Raw genomic sequence first — 25872 nt, 5'->3', positions numbered from 1 at the left:
GGTGATGAAAATTAGGGGTTGCTCTAGATCAATTGTGAGAAACGCGATGTTTAAGCAAAAAACGTTTGGACGAGACACCCAAAGCCTGGTAGCAACGGCGAAGTAATTTCGTCTTGAGCAAGGAACGTAGCTACTCGCTTTAAGACAGCATTCTCTCGACGGTAGACTTCGACGTGTTGAAGCTCCCTGTTTACGATCCAATACTCCTCAACTCCTTGGGTAGAGTAGAGTTTTAGCTTGGCTTCTCGGTCTCGTCGCTCATTGGTTGCGCCAGGAGAGAGAACTTCAACAACAAGTTCAGGTGCGCCTGTGAGATGTCCAGCTTCGTCTTTAAGTTGAGCGAGTCGATCGTTGCTAATCCAAACGACATCGGGGATGACGTTATCAGCATCAGAGAAGATGATTCCTGGCAGAAAGATCGCTTTGCCTAATTTGCTGACGTTTGACCAAGCCCGTAGCTCAAAGTAGATTCCTCCACTAGAGTCTTGATGATCAATATGCGGCGCTCTGGTCACAAACAGTTCTCCATCAACAATTTCATAGCGTTTCCACTCGTCGGTGGCGAGGACTTCAAGATCCGCAGTCGTCCATCGGACTTTTTCGGGAGAAGTTTGGCTCATACTCTGTCTCCGTGACCTTCATAGTCTCTATTGTCGCTTGTTTTTATAGGTTGATGATGGTTTGGAGAGAAGCCTTGAGAGTTGATCGGGCAGCTTTGAGCGCAGTAGTAGCGCCACAAGGAGCATAAAGAAGATGAATTGTAGAAAAGTGATTGTGGCTGAGCCACTCGATTCAAATGACTTGCGTCACCATGATCCCAACATGATAGAGAAGATCTTTCCCGCACCTCTTGAGATGGCATGACTGACAAATCAAGGTTGCAGATCTTTCAGAAGGCTTACCAAGATACGGATTTAACGCCGTTGATTCAACCGAAACTGTCGAAAAAGTTTTGGGTGGAATATGGGCGCGAAGCTCTAGAAGAGGTAGAGCAACTGGTAGAAGATAGTGCAGCGCGGGATGCGAAGATTATTTTTCGGGACATCGCGGGTGTGGGAAGTCTACTTTGCTGGCGGAGTTTGGACGGAATGTGAGCGATCGCTATTTCGTCGTGTTTCTCTCGATCTCAGAGACGATCGAAATGTCAGATGTGGATCATATTAATATTTTGTTTGCCATTGGCGTTAATCTGATGCTACAAACGGAGCGAGAGAAGATCAAAATTCCTGAAGCGACGCGGAATCCGTCCTATCTAGCTTTCCATTTCCTTGATTTTGTCAGTCAATCAGGGGCATCTACTTATAACACCCTAAATCAGAACGTTATGCAGATCAATGTCCGTATCGGGGTCTATTGTTAGGCTTACGACTTAAGCGCACTAACTTCTAATCTTCACCATACGACCATGCATAAGTCCATTCTGGTCAAGCAGAATTGTTTCTACGCTACTCAATCTGAAACCGCTCAAACAGTTGGGTAAAGTCGCTGGGTTGCGCCTCGTAGTTCAACATCTGTTCATTCAGAATGACCCAATTTTGCGAACTTTGCGTCCACAAGTTGCCAACGGGCTTGAGCCAACTTGTATCATCCAAGGTTCCAGGTTTTACGTTGGTAATTTTGGAGTTACGAGCAGGGTTATGGAATAGTCTGGTTCCACATTCCTCACAGAATAAGCAACTCACTTCAAGTCCGCTATCAGAGACGCGTTTCCATTGTTTCGGTTGCCCTTGAAGAATTACAACTGCGGCACGAGGAACGGGCATTGACATGCCAAAGGCGCTGGAAGATTGCTTCTGACATTCTTTGCAGTGACAGGCATAGAGCGTGAGAGGTTCAGCCCGGATCTCGTATCGAATTTGCCCGCACTGACATCCTCCAGTGTAAGGAGCGGTCATACTTTACTGCCCTAAACTAATTGGTCGTATTTATTATGTGCGATCGCTCACAGACTGCTTTGCACCTTATGAGCGTTCCTGCTCAATACTTGATGCAGCAGCCCTAAACCAAAATCACCCTGCGATCCTTTGGAGCTTGGCGAAGCCAATCGCTGGTATTCAATGCCCTCGTATCAGCATCAAATGACCTTCGCACCTCATCCAAATGGCCTAGCAAGTGGTTTAAATGAGGTACAACGTTGTTTAAACCCACTCCACCGCCCAATCAAATCACCTCACACCTCATTCAAATGACCTTTGTACCCCATTTAAATGACTCGACAACCGAATCAAATCACCTCGATACCCACTCCGATGACCTAGCAACTCATCGAAATGACCTTCTACCTGAATGGGAGGAACTTTAAACAGAAAAGGAGCACCATGCCGATGCTCCCGAAAGCATGTTCAACATCATCACAGCAGATTAGGCTTGACCTTTTAGAGATTTGGCTTGTGAAGTTTCGAGGATGCGACTTTCACTCCTTCTCGGCCCTCATCTTTTCCAAATTCCGCATCTGTCGGAGCCGCGAAGCTACAACTCATCACAACACTACTGATCTTGCTGTTTCAGAAGCTTCTGAATTTCGGAGCTAGGCGTGTAGTTGACCCCAAAGGGTGCAGGACTACCATCCTTTAGAATCTCTGGTGTCACCAAAATGACAACTTCCCGCCGTTCTCTGCTTGTCGCACGACGTTGAAATAGCCGACCCAGCAAAGGAATGTCCCCCAAAATAGGCACCTTTGTCACATTTGACTGATCTTGATCTTGAATGATGCCCGTCAAAATTAAGGTTTGGGCATCTTGCAATCGAATGCGACCAGTTTCTAGACGGCGTTGTAGCAGCAGCCTAGCTTGCGAGCCTTGATCTTCAAAAACGGCACCCGAAGGAGCACTAATTTCGGGTGAGATGTTGAGCGTCACATATCCCTGTGGATCAATGCGATCGACAGTGACGTTTACAATGACACCTGCGGGTCGAATAATGGGGCGGCGTCTGAGCGGCGTAGTGACCGTACCCGTAGTGCCCAGAAATCGTGTATCTTCAATGGTTTCAAACCCTGAAAAGATTTCTTGCGTCAGGTTAACTTGCGCTGAACTCCCTTCCTGTACAACTAACGTGGGATTCGTCAAAATCTTCGCGGACTGATTTTGAATTGAGGCTAGCAAGTTCAGTAAAAAGTTGCGAGCTAGAGGGACAGCCGCACCCGCGCCCGTAGATGTTCTACCAATGTTGGCAAAGAACGAGCCTGCGGTATCAAACCCTAAACCAATTGTGTTACTGGCTTGATACTGCAAATCTGCATTAGAGTTACTTCCTTTGATGAGATCAACGTCAATGATTTTGATATTAATTGCAACTTGCTTCGTCAACACATCTAGCTGCTTTAGCTTCAGCGTGGCAATCTCAACTAATCGCCGCGAGCCGATTAACGTCAGTGTGTTGGTGCGAGGTTCGGCGATGACCTCTAATCCACTCAGTAGGCTAGAACTGGCTTTGGAGGGTGATCTGGAGAAATCGGGCGGCACGGTCTGAGGAAAACCAGTTGAAGATGGAGATCCTGGAAACTGGCTAGCAGCAGGATTAAATGTACTTGTTGGAGCAGGATTAAACGTACTTGTTGGAGCAGGATTAAACGTACTTGTTGGTTTAGTGGTTACGCCACCATTCGCTCCAAACAGTTCTAAAAATTCTTTTGCTCCTTGATATCGAACGTTTTCTGCGGTTGTTGTTGCCCGTTTTATTGAGGTTTGTGCAGTTGCGGCGGACGCTCTGACATCAAATCCGTTGAACACACCCGAGTTTGTGCCGAAACTACTACTACCCGTACTAGAGCCACTGACCGTTCCCCCAGTTTCTGCCAAACTTGTTAGGTTTTGAGTGACAACCGAATCAGACGTTGCTTTTACCTGATTAAGCTGATAGGTTCTCATGAGTTGAGTTTGAGCATTATCCAGGTAGACATCTGAGAAATTAGCGTCTACTCCCAAAGGAGCTGTTCCTTGAGGCGTGGATGGCGCTCCGGAGGGTGTAACAGGACTCGCAGGGGATGATTGAATGTTGGGAGTGGCAGACGGTGCTGAGGCATTAGGAGGACTTGCGATCGCGCTTTGGGGAGACTGCCCAACGGTGCGATCGGGAGCCTTATTAGGACTTGACACAACAGCCTGTTGCTTTGACAAAGCCTGTTGCTTTAACTTAGATGCAAAGCTTAAAGTAACGCTTTTACTATCCTGCCGAACAAATCGCTCAACGGGTAAAGCAGTCGTACCGTTAACAATGACCGAAACAGTATTTGGCTCAAATTGAGCCACAACGATTGAAGCAATTTCAGGCGTGGGATTCTCTTGACGCAACGCATTGCCTTGAGGCAGACGAAGCTGCGTATTCACAAAATTCATCGTGAGAGTATTTTCACGGTTCACACTCGATCGCTGAAGCTGAGGATCACCTTGAATCTCAAACGTGACTTCTAGCCCCGTTTCAGCAGCTTGAATCTGAATCCCTGTAATCGCTGTTCTAGTCTCAGTCGCCACAGTAGCCTGTGTCAACGCCACAAAAGCGCTAACTCCCATTAACGCTTGGCCAATTGAACGATGCATCTTTTTGTAGCTCTATCGATAAACTCTGTTTTCAGACATGCTTGACCGTTCTACCAACAAATAGCAAACTGCACGATTTGAGCTAGTTGAAAGCTGTAAGCCTTGTAGAATTTAGCACGATAAAACTAAACCACAAAGCAGCCCTCAAAACATGATTTGGGCTGTAGCTTTTTATTTTGCGTTTTCAGGAATCCGATCTAGATCCATCTCCGTATTATCTACATGAGTGTTTTCACTCAGCCATGCGGAGTCCCTAAAACCAGTGAGGCGGTTGAAGATGAGCGATCGATGATCAACCGTTTTCAAAAGCTATCAGGTCTAGGTATTCGCAAACCGCGATCGCTACTTTGTGATTGAGCAGTAGACCCTACAAGCTGAGGCTGGCTTGAAGCAGCCCCAGTCTTTTTTTGAAGAAGTAGATCCAACCTACTATTTCCAAGCCCCATCAGGATGAAAAACCGTAAGGAAGGAATCATGAGAATCAGTGCTCAGAGCGTTGCTCACGCTCTACTGAATATAAATGGAAGTTTCATCAGAAGGTTTGTCAATCAAGTGTTTTCTCCTATCAAGTTGCTATTTCAGCAGAGTGTTAGACCTTGGCTCAGGACGGCTGGAATTTCTGTTGCCGTCTTGCTCACAGTTGTTCTCTACGCCGCGCTTCCCGCTAGAGCCTCTGATCACCAAGACACAACCTTTTTAGCGACTCAACAGACCGCCGCCGATCTGACCGACCTATTTGTATTTGAAAGTCCAGATCCGAGCAAGGTTGTCCTGTCGATGAATTTTAACCCTCTGATTGCTCGGGGTGAGAATAGACCCTTCGACCCCAGTGTTCTCTACCAGTTCAAGATCGATAACACGGGTGATGGTATTGAAGATCGGGTGATTCAACTCAAGGTGAACGATCGAGGACCCAATCAAACCGTCTCAGTGTTTGGACCCGATCGCCCGGAACGAATTGGAACCATTTCAACGCTGCTTGGCGCTAGACGTCAGGGTCGAATCAATGAAGTATTCGCGGGTCCTGGAGGGTCTACCGTCTTTGTGGGAACGCGGAAAGATCCCTTCTTCTTCGATTTGGAACAGTTCTTCAAAATTCTTCCAGACCGCAACTACCAGATGCAGCCAAATCCAAGTCCACCTCTCACAGTTACGTCCTTCCGACCTCCTGGTGAAGCACAAGATACGCTGGCTCCCTTCAATGTTCACTCGATTGTGATCGAGCTACCGAGAGAACAACTGGGTACTGGCAAAATTGGAGTTTGGATGACGACCAGCGTTGGCGATCCGAGACGCAGAAATGGAGCGTTTGTTCAGATTGAGCGCTTAGCCGTTCCAGCCCTGAATGAACTCTTTATGGATTTCAGCGCTCACAACGACAGCAATGTTAGAACTCCAACAGAAGATGCTGGAAACCAAGCCAACTTTATTCGCAGCTTTGTTCAGACGATCGGACGACCTCAAGGAATTGCTGATGCTGTCATCTCAGTCGCGATCCCAGATGTAATTCAAGCTGACCTTTCTAAACAAGGCGGTTCCTACTTTGGCAGTCAGTTAGCTGGAAACTTCGGCGGCAGAAGACCAACAGATGACGTGATTGATGTCACTGCTTCTGTTGTCTTCGGCAGTGCAGTCACCAACATTACTGAAGGTGCAATTCCTAGCCTGACGAGTGACAATGTTGGTCCTAATCCTGCCAACTTCCTGCCTACATTCCCCTATCTCGGTAATCCTCTTTAGGCAATATGGCTCGACGATCGCTGAGGCTGTTAGTGGTACTAGTCAGCCTGCTTTTACTACTAGGACAGCCTCCTATGCTGGCGTTAGGGACTGGCAGGGAACTACTGCCTGCTAGTCAACCGGAGGTAGAAGCTTCAGAACAAGTCTTCCCGGACTACCTCCAGCGTTCTGAGATCATCAGCACCTATGAAGAGCAAGTGCGTCAGTCTCCTGACTCTTTTCTGCTCCTACGGTTGCTGGCGGCTCAATATCTCAGACGCTTTCGTGAACGGGCAGATGTAGACGATCTGTTGCGAGCCGAACAAGCGGCGCGGCGATCGCTGGCGATCCAACCGCGCCGGAATGTAGCCGCTTCGATGCTGCTGGCTTCAGCGTTGCTATCGCAGCACCAGTTTAGGGAAGCGTTGCAAGTCGCGATCGCGGCAGAGCAAATTGCTCCTAACAACGCCAACCTCGTTTCGCTAAAAGCTTCCATTCAAATGGAACTGGGCGACTATAACGCTGCTCAGCAGCTATTGCAGACCCTGACCGACGAGTCAGAATCAGGTCATAGCGCTGTTGCTGCTCGTTACCTAGAGCTAACCTACAGTTTGGCAGCGGCACGGAAACTGATGGATTCAACCATGCAGCAGGTGGATGCGTTCTACACGAACCCAGCAGAAACTTGTGCTTGGTTTCATGTGCGGTCTGGTGATCTAGCCTTTCTGTCTGGCGATCTGTCTCTAGCAGAGCGGCGATATCGGGAAGCGCTTGATCTGTTTCCAGACGATATTGCAGCGTTTACGGGGTTGGCTCGTCTATACGCGGCACAGCATCGCTGGCAAGCGTCTTTAGAAGCGGCAAACCAGGGGATAGAACGGTCGCCTTTGGTCGAAACCTTGGGCTACAAAGCGGATGCTCAACGTGCCTTGGGCGATCCAGAGGGCGCAACGGCAACGGAAGCCTTAATCGATGTTGTGGCGCACCTGAGTCGGGTTCAAGGAATTTACGATCGCGCTTTGGCGGTCTACTACATTGAACACAACATTCACTTACCAGAGGCGTTAGACATTGCTCAACGGGAGGTATCTGTGCGAGATGATATTTATGCCGAAGATACATTAGCGTGGGCGGCGGCTGCAAATGGGCAGTGGCAAATTGCCCAACAAGCCGCGCAACAGGCCATCCGGTATGGCACGGAAGATCCCCTGTTGCAGTTTCACTCCGGTATGATTGCGCTGCATAGCGGCGATCTTGCTGGAGCAACCCAACATCTTCAGCAAGCCTTGAGTCTGAATCCTCAGTTTCATCACAAATACGCCACAGAAGCTCGTCAGGTTTTGGTTGACCTGACAACAAATGGTGATGCTCAGCAAGCGAACTCCCACTCACCCTTGATTCTGAGAAATCTATTATGAGAATCCTGCTGCATTGCTCAACCTGGATCGCCGCGATCGCGTCGGTATTTCTATGGATGCCCGTCGCGGATGCCCATCCTCTCGGCAATTTCACCATCAATCACTATGCAGGCGTACAAGTCGCGCAAGATGACGTAGCGATTGATTATGTTCTGGATATGGCTGAAATTCCAGCTTTTCAAGAAATCAATCAAATCGATACCAATCACAACCGCAAACCTGACTCTGCCGAAACGGTTAACTACCCGGCTGAGAAATGTCGTGAGGTTAAATCTCACCTAGCGTTGCAAGTCAACCAGCAGCCTTTGGCACTTTCGCTCAATAATGCGATCGTTGAGTTTCCTCCTGGGGTCGGAGGATTAGCAACCCTGCGCCTTACCTGCGGTTTTCAAAGCGCGGTTGGATCGGCAACTACGGTCAGCACGACTCAACGGGTTGAGTTTGAAGACAATTTCTACCCACAGCGCTTAGGCTGGCGTGAGATTACAGTGACAGCCGCAGAAGGTGTTTCTCTCCAGGGCAATGTCACGGCTTCAAGCATCACAAATCGCTTGACAGAGTACCCCACCGATCTACTCAGTAGTCCGCTAAATCAGCGCCAAATCTCGTTTGAGATCAATCCATCATCCTTCGCTCAACCAATTGCATCGGTGCCGACGCGGTCAGATCGCTCCGATCAGGCTTTAGCAGGCCGAAGCAATGATGCGTTCACTCGGTTGATCACGTTAGAAGAAAATAATGTTTTCACAGTTCTGGTAGCGTTAGCGATCGCGTTTGTCTGGGGTGGGCTGCACGCTCTATCGCCAGGACATGGCAAAACTATAGTTGGTGCGTATTTAGTGGGATCGCGGGGTAAAGCTCAACATGCCCTTTTGCTGGGGCTAACCGTAACGCTGACTCATACGGCAGGCATCTTTGCACTAGGACTCTTGATGCTTGGCACGTCTCGGTTCATTTTGACGGAGCAACTGTACCCTTGGCTGAGCGGACTTTCTGGGGTACTGATGACCGGAATTGGACTAAAACTACTGATAAATCATTTACGTGGTTCTCAACTCTTTCAGAACTGGACCTGGAGACAGGGCTACACCAACCTTGCCTATTCCCACGGTGAGCTTAGCCCTGCCCATCACCATCATGAACACTTAGCCACTCATCACGCTCATCACACCCATCATCACGGTGAACACAGCCATCACGGTGAACACACTCATGATCATGGACATAGCGATCATTCTGGACACAGCCATCACGGTGAACATACTCATAGTCATGGACAAAAGGCGCATTCCCACCTGCCGCCCGGCGCTGATGGTTCTGCCATTACTTGGTCTAGCATTCTAGCTTTAGGAATTTCAGGAGGAATATTGCCTTGTCCCTCAGCATTAGTAGTATTGCTGAGCGCGATCGCGCTTGGTCGAATTGGTTTTGGACTTGCACTAGTGTCTGCTTTTAGCCTAGGTCTAGCGAGCGTACTCACCGCGATCGGATTGATATTGGTCTACGCCAGGGACTGGTTTGAGCAGCTTCCGCTCCAGTCGCCTAACAGCAAATTGTTTCCAGCCGCAAGCGCCTTGCTGATTACTCTAATTGGTCTAGGTATTACAACGAAGGCGTTGTTCACTCATGTATTGTGAGCATTAGCATTGTAAACATTAGCGTGGTGAGACTAGTTCCAACACTAGCTCTAATGGAGCTCTAATGGAGTACTACCTGTTTGTAATAGCAATCATTAGACCTGAGCTTTCAAAATAAGCATTTCAATGAATTAAAGTTTGAGGAAAATTATGAAACGCTATAGCCTAATCTTTTTAATCACTGCGCTCTGCATCATAGTCTCCTTTGAAGTAAGCATGTGGCAGGCTGAAAGGCTCTTCTGGCTCAAGTTGGGCATGTAGTTGCAGCAATGCTTCTGGCTAGAAATTGTGAGTGCGGCTCGCTAGAACTCGGCTTTCTTCAGCACATGGAGCATTGTCCTAAACTAAGAACTTAATACTGTGTTGAACGACACTGGTTATTCAGAGTATGATCCTTGGAGATGCAGCCAGATTTTACTCTGACACACGAGTGCTTTCTTCTTTTAGCAAAATTAAGTAAAAGTTAAACAGATAAGCGCTCTGTGGTTGTGCAGCAGCTTTCAAGTGTGTCAAGTGTGTGATAAGTGTGAGGAAACCCCAAATGTTAAAAGTGTTACTGAACTCATTGCTGGTTAGTCCGGTCGTTCTAGGTGCAACCTTGGCTGCTTCTGCTGCGATGAGTGCAGAGCGCAGCTTCGTAGGAACCGCTCAGCAAGCTCCTGCGATCGCGGCTGAGAAGCAGTCAAATGTTTCAGCATCTGCTCTATCTGCTGAAATTGCGCCTGCTAAAACTGCTCCTGCTGCAACGATGCAACCTCAACTGCAATCTCAACTGAAGGTTGCTGCACCTCTTCAAGTCGCGCAGGTTTCTGTAGAAACGCCCGCTGCTGCACCCAGTTCTGATGCAGCCTCGATCGATCAGATCAACGCCACCGGACAAGTCACTTCTGTTTCTCAGCTTTCTGACGTTCGTCCTACCGATTGGGCGTTTCAAGCTCTGCAATCACTTGTTGAGCGCTACGGCTGTATTGCAGGCTATCCTGACCGGACTTACCGAGGCAATCGTGCCCTAACTCGCTACGAATTTGCGGCAGGGTTGAATGCATGTCTCGATCGCGTGAATGAACTGATTGCGGCATCAACGGCTGACTTGGTGAAGAAGGAAGACCTCGCAACCCTGCAAAAACTACAGGAAGAATTCGCAGCTGAACTAGCAACCTTGCGCGGTCGCGTCGATTCCCTAGAAGCTCGGACTACAACGCTAGAGAAGCAACAGTTTTCCACCACAACCAAGTTGACGGGTGAAGCAGTCTTTGCCGTAACAGATGAATTTGGGGTTGATAGAACGGGCGGAAACAACACCGTTTTTCAAGACAGAATTCGTCTAGCGCTCAATACCAGCTTCACGGGTTCAGACCTTTTGGTTACTCGTCTAACCGCTGGAAATGCCAATGCGTTTACGCTGACGAACCCCACCCAGCCAGGTGGCACAAATGCTGAGGGACTCCAGACCTTCAACTTCCGGAGTACAGGCGACAACCAGGTGAATATCGATCGGGTGTCTTACTCCTTCAATCTCAGCGACAAGGTGAAATTTTACATTCCAGCGATCGGAGGACTTCACTCCGACTACGCGCCGACCAGCAACCCTGCTCTCGATTCAGGTACAGGTGCGACAGGTCCGCTCTCGTTGTTTGCTGAGCGCAACCCGATTTACTTCATTGGTGGTGGTTCTGGAGTCGGTGTGAACTTCCAACCGACTCCTGCTTTCACCATCAGCGCGGGGTATTTGGCAGATAACTCTGGTGCGACGAGTGTTGTTTCTCCGGGTGCTAACAGCCCTACAGACAAGAACGGTTTGTTCAATGGCAGCTATTCTGCGTTGGCTCAGGTAAATTTCAAGGCAAATGAAGCCTTGAGTGTTGGTCTGACCTACATGAATGCTTACCGCCGCTCTGCGATTTTTGACGCGGGCAGTGGTGGTACGGGTCTATTAGGAACGTTACTTGCCAATCAAGGCATCAACGGAGCAGGTGGCATTGCTCCAGCAAACGTCAATGCTTATGGTGCGGAAGTTTCGTTTAGACTGAGCCGAAATTTAGTGCTCAACGGCTTCGGTTCCTATGTCAACGCTAACTTCATTGGCGACGGTCGCGGTTCACAAGACATTTGGACTTACGGTGCGGGTCTTGCGCTTCCTGATTTTGGTAAGAAGGGCAACCTGCTTGGCTTTATCGCAGGTGCTGAGCCATACCTGGGTGATGCTGTCAGAAATAGCGTTCCACTCCACTTTGAAGGCTTCTACAAGTACCAACTGAATGACAACATTTCGGTTACACCAGGCGTGATCTATATCGTCAATCCTGGTCAAGATAATAGAAATGATAATGTTCTAATTGGTACACTGAGAACCACTCTCACCTTCTAAGTTCTTTCTAGCTCTTTGTGTCAACTTAGAGCTAGAAAGCAAAATCTAAGTAGGGTGAGGGGATAAGTCTAACTGCTGATTTCGCTTGGCTTTATGCAAGGGTTCGACACATTTTCCCCTTGCATAAAGTCTGCGGTTGCGCAGCGAATTGTTTATGATTCGTCTCGTCTTGTTCAACAGTCCGAATCCCATCATCGGTTTCAAGCTCAGTACTGCGATCGCTTGTTGTTGTCTCGGTTCAGTTAGGCGTATCAGGTTCTTGTCCTATCGCCTAATAGGGCCGTATAACACCTAGCTCATAATGCGATCGCTCACTTAACCTTGAACCCCCACCAATAAGATCTATCGGCTGCCACAGCACAGCCATGCAGCCGTACAACGTTGATCATCACCTGCTGAAGACAACCTTCGATTCCCAACAGATAACCTCGCGGCGGTCAGGTGCATGGCCGTTATTAGGCGCATTGCATCCAGATGTAACGATAGAGCGTCGCAATTGATTTTCAGGAAACAGCTCCTTAGCTGTGAACCAGTTGAGAGTGGATTATGCCATTGCTTCCGCTGATTTGCGGGTGAGGAAGATAGACCAATTGGATCAAGCAAGCCCAATGCTAGTGTCATTAGATCTAGCAATTCATCTGCCTGCTCACACCTTGCGCCAGTGCGATCGTCTCTTTCGCGTTGGTTAACTTGAGTTTGCAAAACCCAACATCCACCTGCATCCTCTGAAGGGGATGTTCAGATGCAATGTGAATGGTTGGGAAGGACAACGATCGCATCCAGTTGACTGTAACCGATGGGGTCGAATGGGCTACAGGGGATTGAATGTAATAGGGGAGTGTATTGAGTTTACTGTCGTCAACCCAACCTACGCGGCAGCAATCGCACTACGGGAGATCGGACGCACTTATTACGATAGCTTAAGGCTACTTCTAAGACAAACTCATATCGATTATGATTAAACCTATGACTATTTCACGGTAACTTAAATCGCTTTCTCGGTAGCTCTAATTTGCACCCGTAGATTAGCGTTTTTCCAAAGACAGGAGATACTATGAGCAGTGGAAACGGATGCCCATTTACGGGTGGAGGTCAGAAACATCAGCCTCGTCATAGACCGTCGAACCGAGACTGGTGGCCGAATTATTTGCATCTGAACATCCTCCATCAGCACACCCCCCAGGCCAATCCCATGGGTGAGGAGTTCAACTACGCTGAGGAGTTCAAGAGTCTTGACTTAGCTGCCCTGAGGGCAGATATCTATGAGCTGATGACCACCTCCCAGGACTGGTGGCCAGCCGACTACGGCCATTATGGGCCGCTCTTCATCCGGATGGCTTGGCACAGCGCTGGCACGTATCGGATTGGCGACGGTCGCGGCGGCGCAGGCTCCGGTAGCCAACGGTTTGAGCCGCTCAACAGTTGGCCCGACAATGCCAACCTCGACAAAGCGCGCATGTTGCTTTGGCCAGTCAAGCAGAAATACGGCAAGAAGATCTCGTGGGCCGACCTGATGATCTTCGCGGGCAACTGCGCCCTAGAATCGATGGGCTTTAAGACGTTGGGCTTTGCTGGCGGGCGCGTGGATGTCTGGCAGCCCGAGGAAGACATCTACTGGGGTTCTGAGAAAACCTGGCTCGGCAATGAGCGTCACGAAGGCGATCGCGTGCTGCTAAATCCCCTCGCCGCCGTTCAGATGGGACTGATTTACGTGAACCCAGAAGGGCCAGACGGCGAACCTGATCCGGTCGGCTCAGGGCGCGATATTCGCGAGACCTTTAGTCGGATGGCGATGAACGACGAGGAGACCGTCGCGCTCACCGCCGGTGGGCATACCTTTGGCAAATGTCACGGTGCGGGCGAAGCGACACACGTAGGGCCTGATCCTGGGGGGGCTACCGTCATCGATCAGGGCCTCGGCTGGAAGAACGCCTTTAACACGGGTGTCGGCGTCGATGCGATCACCAGCGGTATCGAAGGCGCATGGACTCCCACACCGACGCAGTGGGACAACAGCTATCTCGAAACCCTGTTCAAATATGACTGGGAGGTGACGAAGAGTCCCGCTGGCGCGTGGCAATGGAAGCCTAAGGGTGACGCTGGCGCGGGTACGGTTCCCGACGCACACGATCCGTCGAGACGGCACGCCCCCATGATGACCACAGCAGATATGTCGATGAAGATGGACCCCATCTACAACCAGATTGCGCAGCGTTATCGCGATAACCCGGATGAGTTTGCAGATCAGTTTGCCAAGGCGTGGTTCAAGCTAACGCACCGCGATATGGGACCGCGATCGCGCTATCTCGGCCCAGAGGTTCCTCAGGAAGAATTCTTGTGGCAAGATCCCATCCCCGCAGTCGATCATGAATTGATTGATGAGCAGGATATCGCTGCCCTTAAGGAAAGGATTCTTGCTTCGGGACTGTCTGTTTCCCAACTGGTTTCGACTGCTTGGGCGTCGGCGTCAACGTTCCGCTGCTCCGACATGCGCGGTGGAGCGAACGGGGCCCACATTCGTCTCGCGCCGCAAAAGGATTGGGAGGTCAACCAGCCAGACCAGTTGGCAACAGTGCTACAAACCCTGGAGGGAATCCAACAGGAGTTCAACAGCTCACAGTCTGGCGGGAAGCGGGTTTCGATCGCTGACTTGATCGTTCTGGGCGGATGCGCAGGCATTGAGCAAGCGGCGAAGAATGCTGGTCATGACGTGACGGTTCCCTTTAAGCCAGGACGCACGGATGCGCTGCAAGAGAAAACGGATGTTGCGTCTTTTGCGGTACTTGAGCCGACTGCGGACGGGTTCCGCAACTACACGAGCGGCAGACACAGCGAATCGCTCGAAGAGTTGCTAGTCGATCGGGCGCAGTTGTTGTCCCTGTCAGCCCCTCAGATGACGGCTCTCTTGGGCGGCTTGCGCGTCTTGGGTGCGAACTTTGGAGGGTCTCAGCACGGCGTCTTCACCCATCGGCCAGAGACGTTGACCAATGACTTCTTCGTGAACCTGCTGGACTTGGGCACGACGTGGAAGGCGACCTCTGAAGCTGAATATGAGTTCGAGGGGAGCGATCGCAAGACGGGCGACCATAAGTGGACCGCTACCCGTGTTGACCTCATCTTCGGCTCAAACTCCCAGCTCCGCGCCCTCGCGGAAGTCTATGGAGCTGTGGACTCGCAGCAGAAGTTTGTGAATGACTTTGTGGCGGCATGGGACAAGGTGATGAACCTCGATCGCTATGACCTTCGCGCAGTCTTAGCAGAAAGCTCTGCGAGGGGTTTCTAAGCGTAACTTCAACCGATTATCGGCAGAGGTCGAGGCTACGTTAACCTGCGGCAATCTTGAACGTAGGTGGAAGCCAGAGACAAACATGAGGGCGGCGTTTCAACTTGTCTTGAAACGCCGCCCTAGCTTTAGGTTTTTACGTCAAAGCTGCTTATAGTCCCAACCAGCTAAGGTCTAAGGAAATTGACAAGGAGACCGCCTGACTCATCTGTTCCTGCCATCTCAAGTCTAGACGTGCTTATCCAACAACTTCTGAAGTAAACTGTCGGATGCCCAAAAGGATGTATTTTGAAGGTTTTGAATAGCAAAGGGAAGATTGATCAATTTCATGGCTGCTGCTTGATCCAGAATTCCGAGGATGCCCGTGATGACGAGTTGTTTTTCGATCGCAGCGCGACGTGCTTTCATATCATCTAGCAGGAGTAAATTTGCATTAAGTTCTTGGGCTAATAGAATGGCTTCGCGTTCTCCAGGATCAAGCAAATCAACGATCGCATCTGAGGGTTGATTAACAGACTGAATTTTGAGCCAATCGGGTGGAGTCGTAATCCAGGTTTGCACAGGGGCAGGAGCAGCTGCATCAGACAGTTCGCTGTAGACCGCTTGAGGAATGATGATCTGCTGAAACAGTTCGGGGAGAAGGTTGATGTGATCAATCAAAATCAGATAGTTGATGGGAGACGTATTGGAGACAACGATCATTCTGCGCCTAGAATACTGCGAATATTTTGAACGTCCTGTTCCAGATCATCCTCCGTGTAAGGCAAGTAAGCTTTTTCACGCTTGAGGAATTCGTAGGTTTCCCAACGGGAGGAGAAGTTGAGCATTCGCCGGACTTCTGCGGCTCCAATTATCTCCTGGCGATAACTGTCAGCCGCAATCAGTTCTAGAACTCGACGGGAAATGTTGCCAGATGGAAGTTGATCGGCGATGTCATCGGGAAGTTCGATCGTGATTTGCATAATGTCCTCAGATAGTTCTTAGTAACTTATGATTGCTCTTTCCTTCGTCGTCCACTTTTGTCTTTGGGATCAGAATAAAGTAAGACTGGAATGTGTCTTACGTGGAAGGGTTGACCCGATCTTTCATGTGTATGGCTTGATATAAAAGAGGAGCTTCCTGTTTTGTAGAAATCGCATTTATAATTTGAAAGTTTTTTATTTAGTAAATACTCCTGCCACCTCTCCATAATTGATTTTGCATCGCCTTTTTTGATGTATATTAACAAGCCGCCACTGTTTTGATTGATATTACCAGTTGAATATCTTGTTGTAAGTTGCTGAAATCCTTCCCACAAATAGTTGTTGTCACGATAAATCTTTGCTTCTCCAAGCCATACGAAATCATTTTTTTCAACGGTAAGGTCAACATGACCTCCAATTTTGCAGTCATGGCTCGCGTTATACCCTGAGATACGCAATGCTCCTACAATTTCAATGGTTAGTCGATCTTCTTTGTCTTCCTGACGTAGTTCTGGGTTCCTTTCAATTTGATAGATTACTTGATCTATATCTTTGTAGAGTTGACCAATAAAATCACCACTATTCCCTAATTTATTTACCTCCTGAGCGTACTGATAAATCTCGTAATTGTAGAATCCGCAGCGTGATTGGATGGCAGAGATCGCAAAATGGATGCAATGAGTAGGTTTATCTAGATGAATTTTCCATAGCTTTTGTAGTACTGAACATTCATCTGCCCTGATTACTGCATTGGCAATAGCCAAAGAATGTTCTCTATCTGTTGAACTCTCCAAAGCATCTATCAACTGCTGAAGCAATTTGCTACAGCCTTCTTTTCCTAATGCATAAGCAGTTGCAGAAATCATGATGGTATCTTGTTCTTTCAGGGCTTCTTCTAGTTGAGATAATAATTTAGATGGTTCAATATCTGAATTTATTTGCTCAGGTTCGTTCTCGATAAAAAACTCATTCTCGGTATAATTCTCATCTTCTAAATTCTCTAGAATACTAGAAGCTTTTAATAACATAGAAAGCCCAATTTCATGGCTGGCTAATTCTATAAGTTCTCCATAAGGACTTAGGTCATATTGCCCTCCTTTGAAAACATCAGTTTCTTTTCCCGAAGATGCATTATAAATTGCTTCGATCACAGCTTGGCGCACTTGACGAACAGAACAGTTTATTAAAGAAGATAAGATTTTTGGAAGATTTGTCAAATTTTTAATTTCTTCATAACTGGTAGACCCATCTACATTTGGTAACAAGTTAGACAAGTACTGATAGAATTTACTATTTAGAGAATTCAAGTTTTGAACTAAACAAGAAATAGCTTCTCTAGAATCAATTTCTGCTAAAGCGTCAGCCGCAACTTCACAGATAATAGCTGTTGAATCAAATAAGGCTTTACATAGGTGTGGAATTACTCTTTGATCTTTAGTCTTTCCGAGTCGATAAACAGCAATCTGTCTAATTTCAGAATCTGGATCATCTAGAACCTTAACAATTTCAGCAATGGAGCGCTCTAAAGGAATATTTCCCAGAGCCCTGATAACTGCTCGTCGTAATTCAAAATCAGATGTTTGATTGATTTCTAATAATCTTGAAAGGGCGATTTCAGATTGTATTTTTCCTAAAAGCTCAACTTTGATCTGCTGAGGAATTTCACAGTCAGTAATTAAGCTTATTGTTCTGTCTTGTAATTTGGATTTAACTGCTCCAGCTAGACTTCCCGCTAAGTATAAATCTACATCCAGTGCTGATTTTACCAATTGCTCTGCCTGTTCTTCGATTTCTGGAAATCCAAATACAAGGGCGATCGCTTCAGTCCACTTAATATAATTGAGATAATTTTGCTGAAATCGAGTCCATTTTTGTTCGGATGTTCTTTCGAGCCACTCCGAATGTTTTTGCAATCGTTCTAGCAATGCTTCTGCCGCATAGTATTCCTGAATTAGCTGATGGTGAAAATTGATTTCTTCATCATTGACTGACTCTAAAACATGATATTTGAGCAACTCCTCGACACGAGATGAATCACCAGAATGCTTTCCAAACTGGTCATCCAAAACTTGTTTTGCTCGTTCTCTGGATATGACTAAACCTGGATCATTCGGATCTGAAGTATCTAGCATCGAGAATGCCAGATGCTTTAACCAAGAACTCCAGTCTTTACGTCGCTCATCGGTAACGGGTACATCTTCCTTATAGTTTTTGTTGAAAGATCGAAAGAATTTACGGAACGCCTCTGCTAACGTCTCTACCTCAGTGCCCTGCTTCTGAAACAAGTCATATAACATCCACAGCACAAAAGGAGTGCGGCTTAACTCTCTGTTATCGCGATTCAGCAGTTGCAATACCTTTTGCTTCTGCTCCGGAATGCATTCCTGTAGAAATCGCTCAATTTTTTTGCTCTCAAGGGGTTGAATTTCTAGCTTGCGTCTAATGCCTAGGTCACCACTACCTAACTCTCGCGTTGAGCAGATAAGCGGTATCTGATCGTACTCTTTACGAAACGCTATCAAATGTGTGCGATGGTTAGCTGCTGCCATCTCATTCAAGCCATCCAAAAGCAGAATCAGCCTTTCATCATTTAATAGTTCTTCAACGTCTGAAGTCTCAATTTTCGGTCGTGGTCGCAATTTGCTTAGCTGCAACTTGAGAGCATCCCTGATTAGAACAAGTAGTCCTTCACGTCCTTTGTATTGGTCACTGTTGTACCTTTTCAATTGAACTAGTACAGGAATTTTAGGATTTGATTTCTCAAGCTCTGCTTTCGCAAGACGAATTCCGCATTGTAGAAGTGCTGTTGACTTACCGGCTCCTGGTGAACCAACTAATAGAATGTGCTCGGATTCGATGTAATCCTGAATTGCTTTGAATATCGGCAGCGGTAGAGTTTCCCTCGGTTTTCCCTCTGAGTCCTTTTCCTCAGTTTGCACCATCTGCTCAAATGAGAAGGTTGCCTGACGAGCAGCGATCGCTTCCGTTAAAGCATTTTCAGACCACCACTGCTTGTAACGGCAGCAGATCTCTTGTAGATAAGACTGGCAGTCGTCGAGGACAATCATTACAAGCGGTAAGCCTACAGGATTTGGAGAGAGCTTTTTCTATCATAGGCTTATAATTTGCAGGGTGTTAGACTAACCAGCGATCACCCCTCAAACAATCGTTCCTGCGCTACCTACCCCCACAGACATTGCTAGCCATCCCTCTTCCCACATCTGCCCACATTAGCTCAGCGTGCTGTAGACGTGATCGCCATTGAATCATTCAAAAATTGCCTCATGAGTCAGACAAGCTCCACGCAAAAACTAACCGCACTGGCTCAAAATCGCTAATCTGTGCAGAAACCAGTAAACCTCGTGCTTCGACTGAGGCTAAATTGCCAGCCAGAGTCACAGAGGTCGTTTGCTCTTCCCAAACTGCACCAAGTTGAACTCCGATGCTGTAGGGTAAGACATTGACACTTGCACCTGTATCTAGCAGCGCTGAAACCTCTGTTGATGAACCTCGGTATGTCAAGCAGAGCGGTAACTGAGGTAGTGCATCAGGAACACCAAAGGGCATCAAATCCCTCTGTAAAATCAAATCGCTGAGCGTTACGCATCTTGCGATTTTTGATCCGATTCTAGGAGTTGACTAAGTTTGTGAGCTGCTTCATGCGAATTAAGAGGCGACCAAAGTGAGTAGGTTGCTCCAGCTTGAAGGGTTGGCTCCTCTTCTTTCGCTAACTCGGCAATTAGAAATTGCATGACTTTCAATTTGTCGGCGCGAGGTAAATTTCTTAGAGTTGGAAATAGGTCTGCTGGAGCCATAGGAGCGAGAAAATGGGTGTCTTCTCTATTCTGTCATAGCCATCCAGGATCATGATTCCTCAACGCATCGGGTGGAAAATTTGGCGATTGTTATATCCTCGTTTCCAGAGCGATCGCAATATACATTGGATTCAACACACGCTCAATTTGTGTTGCACCTAACCAGTCAGCTAACGCGATCGCTTGTTGTTGTCCTATTTCAGTTAAGGGAGCATCAGGTTTTTGCCCTGTTGCCTGACAATGCCTCACGAGATACAACATTTGGTTTATATGCGATCGCTTACTTAGCTTGGAACACTAACAGACAGCATTTATCAACCTGCCACAACCCAAAACGAAGCCATATAACGGCACAATGCAGCGGTTGCAAACAACCTCGAAATCAACACCAGTAAATTTTGACAGGCCTTAGATTCAGGCAAGTTGAGTGACTGAATTTACACGAATTCGATACATTGCTTCTTTACCTCCATACACCTATAAAGCCGTGGTTTGAAAATCGGCTTTTTGCAGGCTGAAAGCTTTTTGTTTGCAAGTCATTACAGCCAGCTTAGCCTATCTTGTTGGGCTCTATCTAATGATTGACGCTAAGCGTGATGAAGCGGATTAAAAATGAATGGCGAAGGTAGGGTACCAATTTATTCACGCTTAGCAACATTTACACTTCCCCAGTAATAACTAGGGAAAGGAACACCCACAGGAGAACAATAATGCAAATTGACAAGCAGCAGATTATAAGTATGATTCGCTCTCAGGCGCAGTCGGGGAATCAAGACCAGTCTGGACAAGCTGAGCAGGAGCTACCCCAGCAGGTAGACACCGATAATCAGCAGCATCAACAACTACTACAGAAGTTCGGCATCAACCTACCAGATTTACTCACACGATTCACCGGTGGTGGTGGTATCCCAGGAATGTAGCTGCTTGTGAGCTGACAATCGAGGTAGGGAAACTGTTGTGTTGCAAGAAATTTGAAAAGCGCTATCTACAGAGTTGTAGTATGAAAATTACAATTTTAGGCGTAGCTTCAAGAAAATTTTTGCAACACAACTGCTCCACCTTTCATCTGTATTAGCTACAACCTAAAGCGACCCATGCCAAGCAAGTAGGTGGCTGCAATACTCAATACTGTACCGACAATTAGGTTTGGAATTTGCCTCAATACTGATGAGAATAGCACTACAAGAAAGATTACTAGTGCAACTGCACCAGCGATAAAAAAGAAGCGCACTAGACTAGGCGCATCAATGCCGTAATTCGGTTTGCTTTGAACATTTTCAGCTATCACTGGCTTTGCGCCTCAGAAACAACTGAGACAAAAATGGTACATTTGCTCAGATTGTTCAAGTGCTAACGGGCACAATTTCTATCTGTGTTTTCCAAGAACTTGCGGCATAATGCTCATGCTCACCAGCAGCGGGAGATTGGTCGGGTAGAAACCCAGGGATCGCTAATCTGTCTGGTGCAGCACAGGGTTAGACTTGAAGAGATAGGGCAATCAGGCAATCTGAATTTTGGTAGGTCTGCCTTACACGAGGTTGGTGCATAATGCTCACTTCAAGGCTTTATAGTAGCGGCGAGCAGTGCCCATTCTACAGTATCAAATGTTCGAGCTTTATTGTATTGGATTGCTATGATGGGTACTCAACTAGCTGATTCCTTGGGTAGACTGCAAGCCAGAATTTATTGGTTACATGATGCAGAAAAGTTTGATGAATTAACTCATACCGCTAGTAAAATCTATCAGCTTTTAGGTCATCCTGAATCATTAAGTAATCGAGTTGGTAGCTTTATTTCTGAGGCTTATCGAATCTCTGATGATGCTCAGATTGCAAGATTTTCGGGTGACTCAGAAAAGGAATTAAAGTACTACTCTGAGGTTCAGCTTCAATTAGCTGAAGTAGTGAAACTACTAAATTTGCCTATTGAGATAGCAGAGTATCAAGTTCAATGGTGGATGTTGTCTAGACATAAGAAGATTATTGCGGCATTAAACTATATCTTGAAACAACATAAAAATAGTAAATTGTCAGTTTTGGGTAAGGTCAAGCTAACCTATTACTCGTTTCAAATAGGTCTAGGACATAATCAGAGAAAATTAGCCAAGTGCGAGAAGTATGCAATTCGTTATTGGGACTTACTTCTACAGTCCAAAGAAGCTGCTTATCCATACATTGGTTGATAACTTGATTGAAAATCAAAAAGGCTAACGGTTGCGGTCAACGGTTGCCAAAATCTTTGTATCCCACCCAAGCGGCTTCGGTCAATCCGCTGCACCGTAATTGTTAGCTTGCTTTCGCCACGATAGAACACCACTAAGTTTACCTCCAGGTCTCACAGTAACTCTTCCAAGCTTTTACTTAAAATTTACCGAGAGTTTGGTGCAATGGCGAAGATTAGTGCTAATGTACTAAATAAAGTGCATTTGCTTCGACTTCGCCTATCTGCTGTAGTTACTTAAATTTCAATAAAGCAAGACAGATTATCCTGATTCTTGAGGCTCTCCTGTGGAGAATTATATGTCTCTCATTTCAGGATAGTACTTGTATGAGTTCCAATGATCAGAAGGCAAAAGCGAAAGTTTTCATTTCTATAGTTTTTGAAATTGTAGGTGAGAGTATTAGCGCAATGCCTAATTACGAAGAGATTAAAAGTTTAATTGCTCAAGCAGATCTAGAAATTGAAGGAAATCAAACTTTCAGTGATCTACTCAAGCAACTAGCATCAAACATTGAAAATGATGAGGAGACGCTTGCTGTGATTGCAGAGAAGTTAGACGAGTATAAGCGACGTATATATGACGCTTTGGAAAGTGAGCAAATTGATTTTGATCCTGATAGCTTTTACAAAAAGCCTGAATCATGAATATCAGAGGGTTAAATCTTGTAAGCCGCTAGGATTTTGCAGTTTCACTGTAAGAATATTGGTCAATCAATTCAATAAATTGATTTAGATAATTGACGACTGTAATCCTGGTAAGTTCTGAAGATAAAGGATCGTTTTCTGGATAAGAGCTAAGATTTTTGAACTGGTTGGTTAGAATACAGTCTGCTATCGCCCCAATAATTTTTTTATAGGTTTCTTTATCAGGGGCACCAACTTTATTCATGTATCTCATGCCAATAGGCTGTATCGGCATGAGGAATCCCAGATCGTTATCAATGCTGCAAACTAGCCAAGCGCTAAGATATGCATATATATCAACTCTTAGTGAATGAAGATCATTTCCTGCTCTAGTCCTTTCAAGAACCTCCTTGAGTTCCAATTCAAGCCCATCGACGATACCCTGTATAGCAAGTTGCTGTAGAAACTCTTTGTTTAAATCTTGGATAACGCACCTTACCTCTCTTGATGCTTTACTATTTCTAAATTCCTCATCTAACTTTTTCCCAAATGCAAGCCTATCTTCAGAATATGCTTCTTTTAATTCTGAGTTTACTTCTTGAAGTTTTAGATTTTCATATCCAAGAGATTGCTTCAGATAAGAGAGATAATTTTGATCCAAGCGTTGTCTAATATTCGAGTTCTTCAACTGAATTTGGAGTAACTGTATCTCTTGGCGGAACTCATTTCTTACACCCTCTTCAATGTTTTTAGTTGCAGCATCAAATTCGGTCGCTATCACATCCTTGACAAAGTCGTATCCCAAGACGACTAAAGTTGCAGTAGTAATAACTCCGAGGACACCCTGTTCAATTGGGATTTTCCAAATACTTATTGCTGCTAAGAGGAAGGAAAGAATAACAGAAAATAGATAGAACCCCAACAAATGAGTTATGGTTTGTTCCCTCGTTTGAACTATTCTCTTACCTCTAATATGACTATATATCCTCCACCAAGGCTTGGTAATAACACTTTTTAGCTTATTCATGATGGTTCGCTAGTTGTGGTAGATAGAGAGTGACTAAGGATAGACCAGCTTATACAACCTTGATATTTCCCGCCATCTTATCAAATTCTTCTATCAGGGACTATCGTTTACTCAAAACAAACCTAATCTAAGCTAGATACCTTCAAATCCTCACTAAGCAGGCTAACGACCAAGGTCAGCGGTTACAAATGAACTTGAACGCGGATGCGATCGCCTCTCAATTCCTTGCACTGTCGAGTTAGCTGAGCAACGCATCGACCGCTCCCCAATACTGCCTTATCGATCGCCTCCTGAGTGCTTTCGGCTTGACCGATACCCCTTACTACTGCCATTGCCGACCATCTTCTGGAAGCTTTCGGTTGATAGACAGCCTCAAAGGGCGAGTGAAGGACTTGATGTGGAGCAAGCTAACGGCTAAATTGAGCGGCAATAGGCATCTTCCGCACCCTGCAAAGAGCTTTCAACTGTCCGCTCCAATGTGTTGTTGGGTTGCGCTACCGCCGACCAGCAATAATCCTATCAATCTGCAATGCTTCATTAGCTTGTTCAGCAGATAAAAATTCTTGTGAGATTCTGGTGAGTGCAGCAATTTTCTCAGTTTCGTCAACACGAGTTACAAGAATGCTACTGACTAAACTATTTGCATCCTTAAACTGTCTAGTTTTTATATACCAGCACGTGATGTTAGTAAACTCTTGAACTTGTGTCGATGGGTCTGCGTCAAAACCAGAAACAAACTGCAATACCCACGTCAACGGAGTTTCAAGTTTTTTATATTTTATAAGCTCACAAATAATCCTAGAAAACTCTTTGAGCCTCAGATTATTAATTTCAGCTGCATTTCCATAGCTTTGTCTCGGAAGTGCGTAAATTTTTTCTGCTACTTCTCTTGCAGCTTTGAACTGTTCGGCTTCTATATACTGGTCGGCAATATTAGATAAGGCAGTAATCTTTTCGTTGATCTCTCCTCCAGCTGATGGAAGATGATCAACCATAATTTTGGCATCAGTGTACTTCCCAGCTTTAATGGATGTGCAAATGGATTGGGTCAGCTTTTCAAGATCCATAAACTTCTCCTGTATCAGTCAATGAGACTGTAAAACTTGCTTTATGTAACATTTTTGCTGTAAATGTCCTAGCCAATAACCCGGAAGCTTGATACCAAGCTCCAACAGATAGTTTTACAACTGCCTCTCAGTAGATAAGCTAAGCAGCCTAACTCTTTTTTAGATAGATCCGCTCCACTCTATTCTGTATATCTACCCTAAATCGGGATCTTATAAAGATGGAGGTCTGTATAACACCTTACATCAGAACGTTATGCAGATTAGCGTCTGTGTATCTGCCCAAAATGGGTGATTAGACAGACAGCGATCTGTATAACACGCTGAATTAGAACGATATGCAGACAGAGATCTGTATAACACCCCGAATATAGGTGATTAGACAGACAGAGATCTGTATAATACCCCTGTGCAGCAGATTATACAGATCAACTGTTTGGATATTAGTCCCGTTTGTGAAGCGCATTGCTATTTCTTCAGCAAATCTTTACTACCCATTTTTAGGCATGACCTTATGATTAGTTCGTTAGTACTTAAATGTTGACTTCTCTATCTATGGAAACCCGTCCTAGAAAGCTGTTGGATCAAGTTCGGGATGTGATTCGCCTCAAACATTACTCCTATCGAACCGAACAAAGTTATGTTTACTGGATTCGTCGCTATATCCTCTTTCACAACAAACAACATCCGAAAGAGATGGGAGTTCCAGAGATCGAAGCGTTTCTCACCCATCTAGCAGTTTCCAAAAAGGTGACAGCTTCAACTCAAAATCAGGCGCTGAGTGCGTTGCCATAGCCTGCGCCACAGCTTTGCAACTCACTTGTTAGAGGATGGCTACGATATTCGGACGGTGTAAGAACTGCTAGGACATAAAGATGTCAAAACTACCATGATCTATACCCATGTCTTAACTGAGGTGGAAAAGGTGTTCGCAGTCCACTCGATTAAGAGATGAGCCTCTGCGACACCTTCTCCAGATGCTTATCTTGATTCCCTTGGAGTTGCGCTCTGCGCTAATCGCTGCTTCGTCAAGATACTCATCACCTCAGTTGAGTTGGGCACAGGTAAAACCGGACTCCAAGCCCCCGCTTCTGCATAGCCCAACACATACAATGTGTGTATCGTTTCGGTTACTCTTTCACGTGTTCCAATCGCTAACAATCGTAATCGATCGCCATTCACGGATTCGTTTTCTA

26 protein-coding genes are annotated in these 25872 nt (G+C 46.3%); 13 read left to right on the top strand and 13 right to left on the bottom strand.

Annotation, left to right across the window (positions count from 1 at the left end):
- Window positions 1–50: 50 nt before the first annotated feature.
- On the bottom strand, window positions 51–620 hold the full coding sequence (locus AC5JLB_RS20020; RefSeq protein ID WP_495875579.1) for a Uma2 family endonuclease: 570 nt from the start codon (window positions 618–620) through the stop codon (window positions 51–53).
- Between the two features lie 240 nt (window positions 621–860).
- Between AC5JLB_RS20020 and AC5JLB_RS20015 the strand changes: the two genes are divergently transcribed.
- On the top strand, window positions 861–1094 hold the full coding sequence (locus tag AC5JLB_RS20015) for a hypothetical protein (protein ID WP_495875578.1): 234 nt from the start codon (window positions 861–863) through the stop codon (window positions 1092–1094).
- The gene (locus AC5JLB_RS20010; protein ID WP_495875577.1) at window positions 1067–1360 is read left to right on the top strand and encodes a hypothetical protein; all 294 of its coding nucleotides are present in this window, start codon (window positions 1067–1069) and stop codon (window positions 1358–1360) included. The genes AC5JLB_RS20015 and AC5JLB_RS20010 overlap by 28 nt, the downstream gene beginning before the upstream one ends.
- Before the next feature lie 85 nt (window positions 1361–1445).
- Here AC5JLB_RS20010 and AC5JLB_RS20005 read toward each other — a convergent pair whose 3' ends face one another.
- Window positions 1446–1895, bottom strand: a complete 450-nt coding sequence (locus tag AC5JLB_RS20005; RefSeq protein ID WP_495875576.1) for a GFA family protein — start codon at window positions 1893–1895, stop codon at window positions 1446–1448.
- A 592-nt stretch (window positions 1896–2487) separates the two neighbouring features.
- Window positions 2488–4539 carry a secretin GspD/PilQ domain-containing protein gene (locus AC5JLB_RS20000; protein WP_495875575.1) on the bottom strand — a complete coding sequence of 684 codons (2052 nt, stop codon included), beginning with the start codon at window positions 4537–4539 and terminating at the stop codon, window positions 2488–2490.
- 474 nt (window positions 4540–5013) lie between these two features.
- Between AC5JLB_RS20000 and AC5JLB_RS19995 the strand changes: the two genes are divergently transcribed.
- The 6 genes from AC5JLB_RS19995 (at window position 5014) to katG (ending at window position 14964) form a co-directional block, all read left to right on the top strand.
- On the top strand, window positions 5014–6279 hold the full coding sequence (locus AC5JLB_RS19995; protein WP_495875574.1) for a DUF4331 domain-containing protein: 1266 nt from the start codon (window positions 5014–5016) through the stop codon (window positions 6277–6279).
- A gap of 5 nt (window positions 6280–6284) precedes the next feature.
- Entirely contained in the window at window positions 6285–7676 is a 1392-nt protein-coding gene (locus tag AC5JLB_RS19990; RefSeq protein ID WP_495875573.1) for a tetratricopeptide repeat protein, read from the top strand.
- The gene (locus AC5JLB_RS19985; RefSeq protein WP_495875572.1) at window positions 7673–9313 is read left to right on the top strand and encodes a nickel/cobalt transporter; all 1641 of its coding nucleotides are present in this window, start codon (window positions 7673–7675) and stop codon (window positions 9311–9313) included. The genes AC5JLB_RS19990 and AC5JLB_RS19985 overlap by 4 nt, the downstream gene beginning before the upstream one ends.
- A 541-nt stretch (window positions 9314–9854) precedes the next feature.
- Window positions 9855–11681 carry an iron uptake porin gene (locus AC5JLB_RS19980; RefSeq protein ID WP_495875571.1) on the top strand — a complete coding sequence of 609 codons (1827 nt, stop codon included), beginning with the start codon at window positions 9855–9857 and terminating at the stop codon, window positions 11679–11681.
- A 524-nt stretch (window positions 11682–12205) separates the two neighbouring features.
- Window positions 12206–12370 (top strand): hypothetical protein, encoded by a 165-nt coding sequence (locus AC5JLB_RS19975; RefSeq protein ID WP_495875570.1) that lies wholly within the window; start codon window positions 12206–12208, stop codon window positions 12368–12370.
- Between the two features lie 365 nt (window positions 12371–12735).
- On the top strand, window positions 12736–14964 hold the full coding sequence (gene katG / locus AC5JLB_RS19970; RefSeq protein WP_495875569.1) for a catalase/peroxidase HPI: 2229 nt from the start codon (window positions 12736–12738) through the stop codon (window positions 14962–14964).
- Between the two features lie 228 nt (window positions 14965–15192).
- Here katG and AC5JLB_RS19965 read toward each other — a convergent pair whose 3' ends face one another.
- The 6 genes from AC5JLB_RS19965 to AC5JLB_RS19940 all read right to left on the bottom strand — a co-directional run bounded on the left by AC5JLB_RS19965 (window position 15193) and on the right by AC5JLB_RS19940 (window position 20002).
- A complete protein-coding gene (locus tag AC5JLB_RS19965; RefSeq protein ID WP_495875568.1) occupies window positions 15193–15666 on the bottom strand; it encodes a PIN domain-containing protein in 474 nt (157 codons plus the stop codon).
- Window positions 15663–15926: a UPF0175 family protein gene (locus tag AC5JLB_RS19960; RefSeq protein WP_495875567.1), complete on the bottom strand. Its 264-nt coding sequence runs from the start codon at window positions 15924–15926 to the stop codon at window positions 15663–15665. Before AC5JLB_RS19960 ends, AC5JLB_RS19965 begins: the two co-directional genes overlap by 4 nt.
- Before the next feature lie 26 nt (window positions 15927–15952).
- Complete coding sequence (locus AC5JLB_RS19955) at window positions 15953–18994, bottom strand: NACHT domain-containing protein (protein ID WP_495875566.1); 3042 nt, start codon at window positions 18992–18994, stop codon at window positions 15953–15955.
- A 214-nt stretch (window positions 18995–19208) separates the two neighbouring features.
- Window positions 19209–19493, bottom strand: coding sequence for an aspartyl protease family protein (locus AC5JLB_RS19950; RefSeq protein ID WP_495875565.1), 285 nt, complete (start codon window positions 19491–19493; stop codon window positions 19209–19211).
- Between the two features lie 32 nt (window positions 19494–19525).
- Window positions 19526–19741 carry a hypothetical protein gene (locus AC5JLB_RS19945; RefSeq protein ID WP_495875564.1) on the bottom strand — a complete coding sequence of 72 codons (216 nt, stop codon included), beginning with the start codon at window positions 19739–19741 and terminating at the stop codon, window positions 19526–19528.
- Window positions 19742–19831: 90 nt separating this feature from the next.
- On the bottom strand, window positions 19832–20002 hold the full coding sequence (locus tag AC5JLB_RS19940) for a histidine phosphatase family protein (protein ID WP_495875563.1): 171 nt from the start codon (window positions 20000–20002) through the stop codon (window positions 19832–19834).
- Window positions 20003–20451: 449 nt separating this feature from the next.
- Here AC5JLB_RS19940 and AC5JLB_RS19935 point away from each other — a divergent pair, with 449 nt between their 5' ends.
- The 3 genes from AC5JLB_RS19935 to AC5JLB_RS19925 all read left to right on the top strand — a co-directional run bounded on the left by AC5JLB_RS19935 (window position 20452) and on the right by AC5JLB_RS19925 (window position 22606).
- The gene (locus AC5JLB_RS19935; RefSeq protein WP_495875562.1) at window positions 20452–20661 is read left to right on the top strand and encodes a hypothetical protein; all 210 of its coding nucleotides are present in this window, start codon (window positions 20452–20454) and stop codon (window positions 20659–20661) included.
- A gap of 713 nt (window positions 20662–21374) precedes the next feature.
- Window positions 21375–21923, top strand: coding sequence for a hypothetical protein (locus AC5JLB_RS19930; RefSeq protein WP_495875561.1), 549 nt, complete (start codon window positions 21375–21377; stop codon window positions 21921–21923).
- A 365-nt stretch (window positions 21924–22288) separates the two neighbouring features.
- Window positions 22289–22606 carry a hypothetical protein gene (locus tag AC5JLB_RS19925; protein ID WP_495875560.1) on the top strand — a complete coding sequence of 106 codons (318 nt, stop codon included), beginning with the start codon at window positions 22289–22291 and terminating at the stop codon, window positions 22604–22606.
- 28 nt (window positions 22607–22634) lie between these two features.
- Here AC5JLB_RS19925 and AC5JLB_RS19920 read toward each other — a convergent pair whose 3' ends face one another.
- The 3 genes from AC5JLB_RS19920 to AC5JLB_RS19910 all read right to left on the bottom strand — a co-directional run bounded on the left by AC5JLB_RS19920 (window position 22635) and on the right by AC5JLB_RS19910 (window position 24679).
- Window positions 22635–23612 carry a hypothetical protein gene (locus tag AC5JLB_RS19920; RefSeq protein WP_495875559.1) on the bottom strand — a complete coding sequence of 326 codons (978 nt, stop codon included), beginning with the start codon at window positions 23610–23612 and terminating at the stop codon, window positions 22635–22637.
- A gap of 182 nt (window positions 23613–23794) precedes the next feature.
- Window positions 23795–23944: a hypothetical protein gene (locus AC5JLB_RS19915; protein ID WP_495875558.1), complete on the bottom strand. Its 150-nt coding sequence runs from the start codon at window positions 23942–23944 to the stop codon at window positions 23795–23797.
- A gap of 162 nt (window positions 23945–24106) precedes the next feature.
- A complete protein-coding gene (locus AC5JLB_RS19910; RefSeq protein WP_495875557.1) occupies window positions 24107–24679 on the bottom strand; it encodes a hypothetical protein in 573 nt (190 codons plus the stop codon).
- Window positions 24680–25231: 552 nt separating this feature from the next.
- On the opposite strand from AC5JLB_RS19910, the gene AC5JLB_RS19905 reads away from it, so the two are divergent.
- On the top strand, window positions 25232–25471 hold the full coding sequence (locus AC5JLB_RS19905; RefSeq protein WP_495875556.1) for a phage integrase N-terminal SAM-like domain-containing protein: 240 nt from the start codon (window positions 25232–25234) through the stop codon (window positions 25469–25471).
- Window positions 25458–25532 (top strand): tyrosine-type recombinase/integrase, encoded by a 75-nt coding sequence (locus AC5JLB_RS19900; RefSeq protein ID WP_495875617.1) that lies wholly within the window; start codon window positions 25458–25460, stop codon window positions 25530–25532. Before AC5JLB_RS19905 ends, AC5JLB_RS19900 begins: the two co-directional genes overlap by 14 nt.
- 125 nt (window positions 25533–25657) lie before the next feature.
- Here AC5JLB_RS19900 and AC5JLB_RS19895 read toward each other — a convergent pair.
- On the bottom strand, window positions 25658–25872 hold a 215-nt coding region (locus AC5JLB_RS19895; protein ID WP_495875555.1), incomplete at its 5' end, for a hypothetical protein.

It is taken from the genome of Myxacorys chilensis, assembly GCF_059505265.1.
This window is presented reverse-complemented; position numbering and strand designations above follow the sequence as displayed.